Origin of the sequence: Campylobacter sp. MIT 21-1684 (genome assembly GCF_026241315.1) — a bacterium.
Lineage (GTDB): Bacteria > Campylobacterota > Campylobacteria > Campylobacterales > Campylobacteraceae > Campylobacter_D.
The window spans coordinates 1-11,904 of record NZ_JAPHNA010000026.1 but is presented as its reverse complement, the minus strand read 5'-3'; the positions used below and the strand labels follow the sequence as shown (position 1 = coordinate 11,904).

Below are 11,904 nucleotides of genomic sequence, written 5' to 3'. Positions count from 1 at the left end.
CATCTAGTATTGCCTTATCTTTTCTTTCGGTAAATATATTAGGCATTACTTATTCTCTCTTGTTTTAAAAAGTCTCTATAATCTCCATAGTCTTTTTGTTCTCCTACAATACTTTGAGCAAAATACTTTGGATAATCATTAAAAATATTTTCTTGAATTTGTATTGCTAAAGGATAAGGGTTTTTTTCAAAAAGTATAGGCTGTTCATACCATAAGGCTATATTATGACTAGGAGTATTTCTATCATAGCTAAATTCGCTAAAAGCAAATTGACTTTGAGAGTCAGCTTTTAAGTATTGCTTTTTTTCCTCATCATAAAGAATCAAAGCAACTTCTGTTTGTAAATTGGGCATATATTTTAATCTGTCTTGGAAGTAAGAAGCTATACAAAAATGTGTGTTTAAATGCATATTAACATCATCTTCTTTTGCTTCTATCTCTGCATTCCTTGCTAAAGATTTGAGTTGGTTATTGGTAGTATGATTTGTGAGGCGATTGAGTCTGGTATCATTTAAAAGATTGCTTTGTAAGAGAAATTCACAATATTGATTGAAGGCTTTTAGTCCCTCTTCACAACCCCAAGTAGAATCCATACTGCATAGCGTAGAGTAGTTTTGGTAGTAAAGTTCAACATCGTAGAGCAATAAAGAAATTCTATCACCTTGAGAGAGTGGTTTTTTATAAGTGCCTTTTCGGTTATTATGTCGATTAAATATCATATTTTGAATATGAACAATAACATCATAAGGGACAAGAGTGGTTATTTTATCAAATTCACTTGCTCCTATTAATTGAAGCTTATCCATTACAAAATCAACACAAGAATTACCCACTACCTTATAATCTTTAAATGTATTTCTTGTATCACCAAAAACTTTAGAATTTCCTCTTATTTTATCGCTTGTTAAGAGAGTTTGAAAAAGAATGCTTTTACAGATTTCTTTATATTGACTTTCGCTAATGCTCATTACTTCGCTTTGGCGTTCTTGGAATGTTTTTAAAGGACGAAGTGTAGTAAGGGTGAAGTCTTTGCTGTAAATGAGGTATTGTTTGTCGTCAGTGTTTAATGGGATTCTAGGGAGTGGTTTGTTTTTAAATTCCCTTTGAATCTCATCGTATTTATCTTGTGTCTTTGTATTTTTACCTATATCTTTTCTAAAATCATCATTCCAATGATTATTTTGAAACACCTTGCCACCTGTTATATGTTTGTTTTCTTCATAGTTGTTAAATAATCCTGATTCATAAGGTCCAAAGCCAAAGAAACCTTCAATAGAATCTGTATTGCTATATGACGATTGTATAAATTCTCCAAAGAGCTTCTCAAACTCATCAAAATTCATTTTAGTTTGCAGGTAACTATCATCTATATTTTTGATATTTTTTACCCAAATAAAGAATGGCTCTGTAATATCCCCATAGCATTGTCTAAGAAATGTAAAATCTTTATTAAAGGTTTCTCGTAAAACTTTGTCAAAGTCTTTGTTGTCATTTAAGTCAGTATCGCTCCACGTTTTAAAGTTCTTATGACTTGTAAGAGTATAGTTATATTTGCTTAATTCTTGTCGTAAATCTTCTAGGGTAGTATCATTAATGAAGCATTGCATAGTATCTAGTTCTTTTTTACATTCATTGGCTTTTTCTTGCATATTATATTTAAAGAAATATTCATACATTTCTTGTTTTATTTGTATTTGCACTTCATTGCATTTTACTTTTTCTTTCTTTAATCCTAAAAATACATGAGGCATACCACTACCACCATTAGAAGTAAAATTTCTATTGACATAAATACCCAAAGAGTATTTATGGGTGTGAGTCATTGGAATTCCTTTGTTTTAAAATTTGTTGCTTTTCGTAGTATTTATCTATAACAGTTTTCCAACTTATATTAGGATTAAAAATCATCTCTTCATATTCCTTACCTATATACTCTTTATTATTGAAAGCTATGTTTTTTATTATAGCATATTCTTCTTTCCAATCTTTACCATAGAGTAAAGGTTCGCATTCAATATATTGTTTAGTAGTGTCAAACACTATGATGTAGGTTTTCCCACTCCAACCTGTATAGTATCTAAAACCTGCTATATACATATAGTAGTAGTCGTGTTGGACTTCTTTTACACTTCCTAATATAAGAGATACAAACTCTCCTAATGGTATTTCAAAGTCAAGATAAACCATATCCTCCAACTTCACCCCTTCTCCCACAGGTCTTGCATACACTACCTTACCTATCTCTTCTTTACACAATCTCTGGAATTCTTTATAGTCAGAATCTAAAGCTTTAGGGATAAAAGCACGATAGCTTGTAGGATAATAACAACCTTTTATCATCACTATAATCAAGATTGCAAATATGCCTAAGATTGCATAAAACACTTTACGCATTGTTATAAAAAATAGTACTATCAAGATTACAAATATTATTAAGAGAATATGAAGAAAATAGCTAAAATAGACCTTTTCAGGTACTGTCATAAAAAGTACTATCAAGATTGCAAATATTGCTAAGAGAATATAGGTTATTTTACGCATACTTTCTCACTTGTAATGAGTTTAAATCAGATTCTAAAATCATAAGGAATACCTCCTAAATTTTTATGATTAAATCAGAATCTAACATAAAAAAACAATGAAATTACTTAATTAGAGATACAAAAAACTTATTCATACATTTTGATACACATCAAATGGTATTTTTTCTTAAAATTCCCCAATGCCAATCCCCATCCAAGTTTTGCTACGCTTTCATCACCTAAAATAAAATTCATTTTTTCATTGTGGTTAATACGCAAATACAAGTCAATACAAAATTGATGATTAATAAGAAATAGTATGCTCTCTTTGAGTTCTTTGTGTTTATTTTGATTAGGCAAATATTCTACGGCTGTATAATATTCAATGTCTTTGATATAAACACCTATTTTGCTCTGATATGAGAGGAATTTACCTCCTAAAATAAAATTTTTACCTAAAACATTATTTTTAACACCTAATTTATTTTTTTGAGAAGGAGCGATAAGAATCTGATGCGGGAGATTTTCAATAATATACAATTTGTTTTGCAAATTAAAATTACTTTGCAATACTTTTTCTATATAATATTTAGGACGAGAGGAGCTTAAAAGCAAAGGTGCAAAAGGGAGATAATTTTTAGCTATTTCTCTATCGTTAATACCCAATATAAAAAATAAAATCTTTGAAATAGAATCGCTAAAGTCTTTTTTGAAACTTCTAGGATAATTCCTCAAATTCACACTTTCAAAAAAGAGCCAAAGAATATAATGATTAAAAAAGTCAAAAAATAAGGTCCAACCAGAGCCTCCATCTTCATTCCTTGAGAGCCTATCAAGCATATAAGAGGGCAGTTGTGATGTATTGCCTTGTAAGCCCATAAAATTAACCATTATTTCAATCAAAAATTCTTTATTCTCTTCAATGTATTCAATTTCTTTATGAGGGTGTTTAAGGCTTTTATTAGTTCTTAAAAAAATATCCTTTTTGTCGTATTTTTTAAGAAGTCTGTGAAGAAGTCTGTGGAAAGTAAAATAAGTTGTATTGTTCATAAAGAAACTTTTTTGCCGCGAGTAGCTGGATAATACAAAATATCTTTACTATCCAAGCATTTTATCTTTAATTCACAAAAAGAATTGATACTCACAAAAGAAGCAAAAAATTTAGATATTACAAGCCCTAATTTATAAACCTCTCCCAAAGAATAAAAATTAGAATCCTTAATACCCATTATACAAAGCGTTCCTTTCTTTGTAATGTATTCATCTATAAGATAGGTAGATTTAGAATCTATATATAGAATAGAATTCTTTAAACGCTTGTAAGTTTCTTCATTTTCTTTATCATTGACAAAACTATAACTTTCTAATACCCCAAAAAATGAAGCTACATTAAGAAGACTTTGATAATTAAAAGAGAGTATAGATACAAGCTTCCAAAGCAAATGTCCATCAACACTATATTCTCTCATAATACTTGGGGTTTTAATATTTTTAGTAGATACATCTTGAAAATCAATATGATTTATATCGCCTAGCTTCAGTTTTGAAGGTAGATTCTTATTACAACACAAAGCATCAATGGTAATTATCTCATTGTAAGAATATTCTGAAAAAAAAGAAATTTCTTTATAGGTTTCGCCTTTAGAATTTTTTTTAACACTTATATTATAAAATTCATTTTGATTGTCTTTTAAAAACTCAAAACGTTCAAAACTCTTATAATTTTTAAGAATCCTTCTTCCGCTATCGCTATTGTGAGCTTTGACTTGATTAATCTTTATAATTTCATAAGAATCTAAATGTGCTCTATCTACAAAAATCCTATACCCGTCTTTGGTATGGTCATTAATAATTGATTCTGCATTTTTAGGAAATATATTCACAATAGGAGTAACGCTCAAAGAAAATAAATCTGCTCTAACAATGCAGTTCTTTGGAAAAATTTTATTAAACTTAAACTGAATGCTTAAATTTTTGCCTTGACAATCCCTTAAAATATCTAAACCTTGTATTTTTATAAAATTAAATTTTTCAGGGATAAAAAAATACTCTCTAAGCAAAGAAAAAGCCTCAAACCCTAAATCATCATAATTTAAACAACTCTCATTTGGTTCAAGTCCTATTACTTTAATGTTGTAAGGATTGAGTTTAAATTCTTCAGAAGTATCATAAGAGATAATTTTTATCTCCTCTAAATAGAGGTGAATGAATAAAAGTAAAGTTGCAGAAGTGTAGATATCATCTCCAAGATATAAATTGAAACAATCTAATCCTATATCGCAAATCTTTAAATCAGACTTATTGATTTTTAGCCTTAAATCCATTGTATGATATTGTTTTTCACTACTCATAAATACTTCATCAATATCTAAAGGGTAAAGATAAACATCATAAACTGTTCTAAACTCACACTCAATTTGCTCTATGGTAATGGACTGAAGCCGACTTCCTTTTGAAATAACAACCTTATTTTTTTTGCTATCTTTATTTAAAAAAAATTCTTGCAAACACAAAGATGGTAGTGGATTAGTATAGTTAGGAGAAACTACATTCAGTAAAGATTCTGCTATGTAGGGAATATTTTGCTCCATTTCTTGATGAATTTTAGAAGTCAAAATAGCAAGATTTTCAATAATTCTCTCAATATCTGGGTCCTTGCTATCAAGAGCTAAAAATGGTGCGAGTTTTGGAAATTTTTTGACAAAATATTCTCTTGTCTGATAGAGAGAAGAAAGCTCTTTTTGGTAGTAAAATACATCTTCATTATTCACTAAATAACCTCACAATATCTGTCATTTTTAAAAACAATTTCCAAACTAAATTCTTTGAAATGATTTTCAAGAAAATTACATTGTAAAAAAAATGAAATTCGCCAAGGTGTTAAAGAATTGTCATAATGAATAGATAAAACTCTAATTCTTTGTTCATATTTACTTATAAGAAAATGAATCTCTTTAGCCATTTTAAAACACAAATCGCTTGCGTTTAAGTTAGATTCCACAACATTTGACAAACCAAAATCATTAGCTACAATGCAATCATCTAACTTCGTATTAAGCAAAACCTGAATATTGTTCTTAATATCCTCAAATTCATTTTGATAGAAAGGAATGTTTTGACATTGCTCATCTAATTGATGAATAATTTTGCCAAGCAACGACATCTTTACTCTTTATCAAGTTTGCCCACTAATGAGAGTTCAAAGTTCCCGCCCATATATTTAAAATGAGGACGAACGCTAAGTGCTATCTTATACCAACCGGGCTCTCCAGCTACATTATCTACTTTAATTTGAGCTCCTCTAAATGGTCTCCTACTTCTGACTTCAGGAGGGGGATTTTCTTGATCTGAAATATATTGTCTTACCCATTCATTCAATCCATTTTCAATATCAGTCCTTTCCCTCCAACTACCTATTTCTTCTCTTTGTAAGACCTTAAGATAGTGTGCCAATCTTGATATAAGGAATATATAAGGAAGTTGTGTTCCCAGACGATAATTTGTTTCTGCCTCTTTACCTTCAGGTGTATTTGGAAATATTTTGGGCTTTAAAGCAGAATTTGCAGAAAAAAAGGCTGCATTATTACTATCTCTTCTTAAAGTTAAAGTAATAAATCCTGCCTCAGCAAGTTCATACTCTCTTCTATCTGTAATAAGTACTTCGGTTGGAATTTTAGACTTCATAGTACCAAAACTTTCATAAAGATAAGTTGGTAAATCTTTCACACTCCCTCCGCTCTTTGGACCTATAATACTTCCACACCATCTATACTTTGCAAAACTTTCAGTCAATCTTGTAGCAAAAGCATAAGCTGAATTACCCCATAACAAATGATTATGCGAATTATGGACATTTTCTTTATAGTTAAAACTTTTGATAGGATTTTCTTCAGGACTATAAGGAGAACGTGTTAAAAATCTTGTTACCATAAGTCCTGTATATTTTGAATCTTCATTTTCTCTAAATGTTCTCCATCTCATATACTGAGGACCTTGGAGCAAACCTCCTAAATCTTGTATATTTGCTAATTCTGAATAATTTTCTAATCCAAAAAAACTAGGGGCGCAAGAAGTTAAAAATGGTGAATGGCTCATTGCAGCAATGCTTGCCATTTTATTTAAAAAAGTCATATCCGGACTATTTGCACTAAGTTGATAATCCCCTATAATAGCACCAACAGGTTCTCCACCAAATTGTCCATATTCTGAAGAGTAGATATTTTTATAAATGACACTTTGAGTAATATCAGGATTATTTTCAAAATCTTCTAAAGCTTCTTCTTTGGTTACATCAAAAAGATTAATTTTGATATTTTCATTAAAATCTGTTCTCTCTACCAAGAAATACAAACCTCTCCACACAGACTCTAGTTGTTGAAAATCCTCATTATGCAAAATCTCATCCATTTGCTTAGATACTAAATCATCAATATGTGCTATCATCTCATCTAAAGCAAATTTATTGATTTTATCTTCTACATCATCATTCTCAACAATGGCAGAAATAAATTCAGCAACACCTCTTTTAGCTATACTATAACTTTCATCATTCTTTGAATACTTACTCTTCTCCATAATACTTTCAATAACAGATGTATCAATCACTTTATCATTTGACATTTTCTCTCCTATTCTTTGACTTCTTCTTTAATTTCCAAAAGCAATTTCTCTTTTGTTTTTTTATCTTTTAAAGCAGTCAAAACTGCTTTTCTAAAATCTGGGATATTACCCATAGGTCCTTTTAAAGCTACTAGAGCTTCTCTTAATTGTATAAGTTTATTAAGTTCTGGAATTTGCCTTACTATGCTATCGGGGGAAAAATCTTTCATACTAGAAATTTTAAGATTAACATCTAACTCTTCTGCTCCTGTGCCTAAAGTATTTTTGACATTAAACTTAGAAGCAATGTTTAACTTCTGCATTACTTGATTAAAATTAATCTTATTGATTTGCAGAGTTTCTCGTTCTTCTAAAGGTAACTTATTGCCTCCTGTTAAATTTGTCATTACCATTAATTTTAAGGGCAATTCAACATCTGCTTGTTGCCCATTCGTTTTTGCTTTGTATGTTATATTGATACGCTCTTTTGGAGCATTAGAACCATCAGACATTACCAAATCCTTTTTTTGTTAAATTTTCTCAGTGTATTGTAACTAAATTATATAAAAATCTAAACTAAGTTTTTACATTTTTTTCGCTTTTTATTGTAATTTTTGAATAATCCTCTAATAAATAATCTTTCAATAATGTTTTCTCCATTAAATCTTTTATCCGAATATAAAGTATCCTAGCATTATTTTGCATATTTTTCTCTTCAAAAAGTCTAGCCATCTCAATCAAAGCATTTATATCTGAAAATAAAGAATTATTATAATTGCGAGTATTTATATCTAATAAAATTTCATCTATTTTATTCTGCTTGTTTTTCTTTGTTTTAGATTTTATATGATCAAAATCTATGTCTTGCCTCAAAAAATAATTAAGAATCTGCTCTTCACATATAGATTTGCCATTACTAAACTTAAGATTAGAAATCTCCTTGAATTGAATAAGAAATTCTCTAGTCAAAGTATTAAGCAATTTAGAAGCATTTAGTCTATTATACTTGTGTAAAAATTCACAAAAAAACTTTAAACCCTCTATCCAAAAAGGATTTAACACAAGATTTGACATAAAACGCTTAATATGCTCTAATTCATCAGTATCATTTTGAAGCAAAATTTGTGTTAAGTTTTTATCTGGACACTTAATTTGAGTAATACCTTCATTATGAGTAGGAAGCGTTCTAATCCTCCCCCACATTGCTTCAACAAACATAGCATAAGCATTAAGATTATCTTTATTATTTTCTAAAAGTTCAAAAGCTAAATTATTAAAAAATACTCTGTATTCTCTATCATTTAAGGAATTGGTATTTGGACTTTGGGTATGAAATTCAACCTGTTTTACGGTTGATGATATAACTTCACTTTTTTGTAACTCTTGTTTAACTTGAATCTCCTTAAAATCACATTCTAAAATTTTTCCTAAAATCTTGAATGTATGATTGAAATCTATTATAATTTGAGGATAATGTGATAAATTAAGTCTATCAGTTTCTATTATAAAATGTTCAACAACACTCTTTATCTTCTTTTTTTGAGCATTTAAAATACCAGCATTTTTCCCTAAATTTTGAGGAGAATTTTGCAAAATATCAACCAAAAATTCAAATAGCTTACTCATTATCCTAAAAGATTCTTCATTATTTAATGCTATACACGATAAAACAAAATAATTAGAGATCCTAGCGTCCATAGAAAATTGTTGCAGGATCTCTAAAGAATGCTCATAGACCTTGTCCCATTTTATATCCTCGTGATTCAATGTTTTATATTTTGACATCTCATCTTCAAGAAAATGATAAATTTCTAAGTTATCCAAATTATCTTTTAAATGACTAAAAAACTGCATTGATCTAATTCCTTATCAAACATTTTATAAAAATTTTAGCAATCAAATACTAAAATAGTATCTTATTAAAGGTTTAGAAAAATTGAAAGAGGAAAATATTATTAATGTATCCAAAAATACTGATTTTAGTTTTATGTCTTTTATTTATGGCTTGCTCAAACACTGTGAGTGTAAAAATTAGTAATATCGAAAAATCAAATCTTAACAATAGGCTTGATGATGTCCCTATCACCCTTATGATTTATAAACTTGAGAATATTGAAAAATTTGAAAATGCAAGCGATGAAGATTTGATTACTCGGGAAGATGGTGTTCTTGGTAAAGATAAGATAGATTCAATTAAATTACAAATTGCCCCAAAAAACGAAATTGTGGCAATAAAAGTTGATGACAAAGAAGTTCCTTATATTGGTATTTTAGCCTTATTTGCCAATGATACAAAAAAAGTAACTAAAATTTGGGCAAAAACGAAAGATGCAAGTGGATTTTGGAGTGAAAAAACACTACAATTTGAAATCTCACAAGAGGGAATTAAAGCAATCCAATGAATTCTAGGATATTAACATTATGGCAAATCGACTAAAAGTTGCTTGGTTTAATGGCTCAAATATTGACAAAATTCATTTTGAACAACAAGAAAGATATTTCCAAAGAAATATAGATTTAAAAACAATTGAAGTCTCAAGTAATCTTTATGGGATTATTGATTTAAAATTTTCTGACGAAATGCTTATACAGGGTAAAATTGCATTAGAAAAAATTTCTGGAATAGCTAAAGATGGGAGCATTTTTAATGCTCCAGAACAAGATTTACTTCCAGAACCTTTAGAAATCAATTATGAATCATTGGAAAATTCAGTTATAGTATTAAAGATTCCTTTGGGCACTGCTAGTATTATTGATGTTGCTTTACAAAATAATTTTCCTAATTCTAAATATCTGACCTTAAGAAGCATTATTGCCTCAAGAATCTATGATGACCATAGTGGGAGTATTTCAAAGGAATTAGAAGATGAAAGAGATTTACAAAATACAACTTTTACTCAAGAAAAAATCAACTTAACTCTTGCAAGCTTAAGATTGAAACTCGGAATTTTAGGTAATGCAACTCCGGATGAACTTGAGATTCCTATCGCTAAAATCAAAAATATAGATTCAAATAAAAAAATAGAACTTGAAGGAAATTTTATCCCAACTTGCATCAATATCAATAAAGTTTCTATTGTTAAGTCTTTTTTAGAAGAAACATTATATTCTATAAAACAACACAAAGAAATACTTGAAGGAATCTTCAAAGGTATTGACCAAACAAAAAACACTTTAGATTTTAGCACTTATTTATCTTTAAATCTTCTTAAAAAATGGTTTTTAATTTTTTCTTGTCTTATCCACAAAGATAAATTACACCCTGAATATTTATATGAAAAACTTATTGAATTTCAAGGAGAACTTGGAGCATTTGGCGTTGAAAATTCTTTTTTAGAATTTATTCCCTATCAACACGATAATTTAAATGAAACTTTTTTTCCTTTAATTAATAATATAAAGATTTTATTTGCTAAAATCACCTCTCCGAAATATTCAATGGCAAAACTTATAGATAATGGTAACGGTTTCTACGATTTGTTGTTTGATAACGCTGGAATTTTAGAAGAAGCTGAACTTTTCTTAGCTATTAATGCTGATGTTAATTACGAATATTTGTTAAAAAACTTTAAAACACAAAGTAAAATCCATACGCAAAGCAAAATCAAAAATATAGTAGCTACTCAACTTAAAGGACTAAATATTATCCAAATTCCAAATGTTCCTTCGGCCATCCCTTATTTAAATGGTTATATTTATTATAAACTAGACAAACAAGATGAATTGTTTAAACATTTTAAAGGAGAAAACGCTATAAGTATCTACCTCACGCATAATATTAAAAACCCTGATATAAAAATGTGGGCAGTGTTTTAAGGAAATAAAATGCAAAAACAATCAAATACAGAAACACAAGAATTTAGCTTACTTTTAAGCTCTGATTTAAGCGGGCTTAAAAACAATAAAGTTGTTGATTATTGTTTAGAACTCCTTTTGCTTTCTTTTAGATTATCTAAAGTAAGCTTACTTGATACAAGCGCTATAGAATCCCTTAGAGAAAAAATTGTCAATGATATTTTGACTTGGAGCTCCAAACTTAGCGCTTTAAAAGAATATGATGAGAAAGACATTATTAGGCTTAGATATTGCCTTTGTGTTTTTATTGATGAGATGTTAATGAAAAATGAACTTTTTATTAATAGCTCTTGGGCAAACAATACACTAACAGTGCGTTTATTTGACGAAACCTTAGGAGGGGATAACTTTTATGATATAACATCTTCTTGGCTTAATAATCCTGCAAAAAATAAAGATTTTTTAGAATTTATTTATGCCTGTCTTGTATTTGGTTATAAAGGCAAATACTCAAATAATAAAGATGTGGAAGAGAGAATTTTATTCTTTTGCAATAATATCGCTTCTTCACTCACACCATTATATGATGTTGGTGAAGAACTAGCCTTTACAAAAGCTTATAATGGAATTACCAAAGAGGGTTTTTGGCAAAATTTTCAAAGAGTGTATCTTAAAAAAATTTTAATTTCTTTGCCTCTATGTATTATTGTGGGAGTTTTTGTCTATGTTGTATTTGATCTTGAAGTTAATAACATACGAATACAAAACAATGTGAATGAAATTATCAAAAGTCGTTGAGATTAAGATCTTCCTTTCTCAAATTTTGCTTACAATTCTTTTTTTTGTATTTTATAAAGTTCATTGGTTTTTTACATTTTTCTCTGCGTTTATCAGTCTTTTTAAAACATATCAATACTATTGTATTAATCTTTCTTTATAATCCATCTTTTATTATGAGTTTGTTTTTTATCAATCCTTTATATTCTGT

Annotated in this window: 11 protein-coding genes; 3 read left to right on the top strand and 8 right to left on the bottom strand. The window is 28.8% G+C overall.

The window, feature by feature from the left end; all coding sequences use genetic code 11:
• Nucleotides 1-38 precede the first annotated feature (38 nt).
• The 8 genes from OQH62_RS07950 to OQH62_RS07915 all read right to left on the bottom strand — a co-directional run bounded on the left by OQH62_RS07950 (nucleotide 39) and on the right by OQH62_RS07915 (nucleotide 8,975).
• Nucleotides 39-1,823, bottom strand: coding sequence for a hypothetical protein (locus OQH62_RS07950; RefSeq protein ID WP_266015964.1), 1,785 nt, complete (start codon nucleotides 1,821-1,823; stop codon nucleotides 39-41).
• Nucleotides 1,807-2,394, bottom strand: coding sequence for a hypothetical protein (locus tag OQH62_RS07945; protein WP_266015962.1), 588 nt, complete (start codon nucleotides 2,392-2,394; stop codon nucleotides 1,807-1,809). Before OQH62_RS07945 ends, OQH62_RS07950 begins: the two co-directional genes overlap by 17 nt.
• A gap of 275 nt (nucleotides 2,395-2,669) precedes the next feature.
• Nucleotides 2,670-3,572, bottom strand: a complete 903-nt coding sequence (locus OQH62_RS07940) for a type VI secretion system baseplate subunit TssG (RefSeq protein WP_266015960.1) — start codon at nucleotides 3,570-3,572, stop codon at nucleotides 2,670-2,672.
• On the bottom strand, nucleotides 3,569-5,293 hold the full coding sequence (gene tssF, locus OQH62_RS07935) for a type VI secretion system baseplate subunit TssF (RefSeq protein WP_266015958.1): 1,725 nt from the start codon (nucleotides 5,291-5,293) through the stop codon (nucleotides 3,569-3,571). The genes OQH62_RS07940 and tssF overlap by 4 nt, the downstream gene beginning before the upstream one ends.
• Entirely contained in the window at nucleotides 5,293-5,685 is a 393-nt protein-coding gene (locus tag OQH62_RS07930) for a GPW/gp25 family protein (protein ID WP_266015956.1), read from the bottom strand. Before OQH62_RS07930 ends, tssF begins: the two co-directional genes overlap by 1 nt.
• Nucleotides 5,686-5,687: 2 nt before the next feature.
• The gene (gene tssC, locus OQH62_RS07925) at nucleotides 5,688-7,142 is read right to left on the bottom strand and encodes a type VI secretion system contractile sheath large subunit (protein ID WP_266015954.1); all 1,455 of its coding nucleotides are present in this window, start codon (nucleotides 7,140-7,142) and stop codon (nucleotides 5,688-5,690) included.
• An 8-nt stretch (nucleotides 7,143-7,150) separates the two neighbouring features.
• Nucleotides 7,151-7,633, bottom strand: coding sequence for a type VI secretion system contractile sheath small subunit (tssB, locus tag OQH62_RS07920; protein WP_266015952.1), 483 nt, complete (start codon nucleotides 7,631-7,633; stop codon nucleotides 7,151-7,153).
• A gap of 64 nt (nucleotides 7,634-7,697) precedes the next feature.
• Nucleotides 7,698-8,975 carry a type VI secretion system domain-containing protein gene (locus OQH62_RS07915; RefSeq protein ID WP_266015950.1) on the bottom strand — a complete coding sequence of 426 codons (1,278 nt, stop codon included), beginning with the start codon at nucleotides 8,973-8,975 and terminating at the stop codon, nucleotides 7,698-7,700.
• A 104-nt stretch (nucleotides 8,976-9,079) separates the two neighbouring features.
• Between OQH62_RS07915 and tssJ the strand changes: the two genes are divergently transcribed.
• Genes tssJ through icmH form a run of 3 tightly spaced genes read left to right on the top strand, consistent with a single transcriptional unit; the run spans nucleotide 9,080 to nucleotide 11,714 of the window.
• A complete protein-coding gene (tssJ, locus tag OQH62_RS07910) occupies nucleotides 9,080-9,523 on the top strand; it encodes a type VI secretion system lipoprotein TssJ (RefSeq protein WP_266015948.1) in 444 nt (147 codons plus the stop codon).
• Between the two features lie 19 nt (nucleotides 9,524-9,542).
• Nucleotides 9,543-10,937: a type VI secretion system baseplate subunit TssK gene (tssK, locus tag OQH62_RS07905; protein ID WP_266015946.1), complete on the top strand. Its 1,395-nt coding sequence runs from the start codon at nucleotides 9,543-9,545 to the stop codon at nucleotides 10,935-10,937.
• A gap of 9 nt (nucleotides 10,938-10,946) precedes the next feature.
• A complete protein-coding gene (gene icmH, locus OQH62_RS07900; protein WP_266015944.1) occupies nucleotides 10,947-11,714 on the top strand; it encodes a type IVB secretion system protein IcmH/DotU in 768 nt (255 codons plus the stop codon).
• Nucleotides 11,715-11,904 lie beyond the last annotated feature (190 nt).

What these genes read in the sequence shown, in the direction of transcription:
- OQH62_RS07950 (WP_266015964.1), bottom strand. Translation starts at nt 1,823, where the DNA reads ATGACTCACACCCATAAATACTCTTTGGGTATTTATGTCAATAGAAAT.
- OQH62_RS07945 (WP_266015962.1), bottom strand. Translation starts at nt 2,394, where the DNA reads ATGCGTAAAGTGTTTTATGCAATCTTAGGCATATTTGCAATCTTGATT.
- OQH62_RS07940 (WP_266015960.1), bottom strand. Translation starts at nt 3,572, where the DNA reads ATGAACAATACAACTTATTTTACTTTCCACAGACTTCTTCACAGACTT.
- OQH62_RS07930 (WP_266015956.1), bottom strand. Translation starts at nt 5,685, where the DNA reads ATGTCGTTGCTTGGCAAAATTATTCATCAATTAGATGAGCAATGTCAA.
- tssC (WP_266015954.1), bottom strand. Translation starts at nt 7,142, where the DNA reads ATGTCAAATGATAAAGTGATTGATACATCTGTTATTGAAAGTATTATG.
- tssB (WP_266015952.1), bottom strand. Translation starts at nt 7,633, where the DNA reads ATGTCTGATGGTTCTAATGCTCCAAAAGAGCGTATCAATATAACATAC.
- OQH62_RS07915 (WP_266015950.1), bottom strand. Translation starts at nt 8,975, where the DNA reads ATGCAGTTTTTTAGTCATTTAAAAGATAATTTGGATAACTTAGAAATT.
- tssJ (WP_266015948.1), top strand. Translation starts at nt 9,080, where the DNA reads ATGTATCCAAAAATACTGATTTTAGTTTTATGTCTTTTATTTATGGCT.
- tssK (WP_266015946.1), top strand. Translation starts at nt 9,543, where the DNA reads ATGGCAAATCGACTAAAAGTTGCTTGGTTTAATGGCTCAAATATTGAC.
- icmH (WP_266015944.1), top strand. Translation starts at nt 10,947, where the DNA reads ATGCAAAAACAATCAAATACAGAAACACAAGAATTTAGCTTACTTTTA.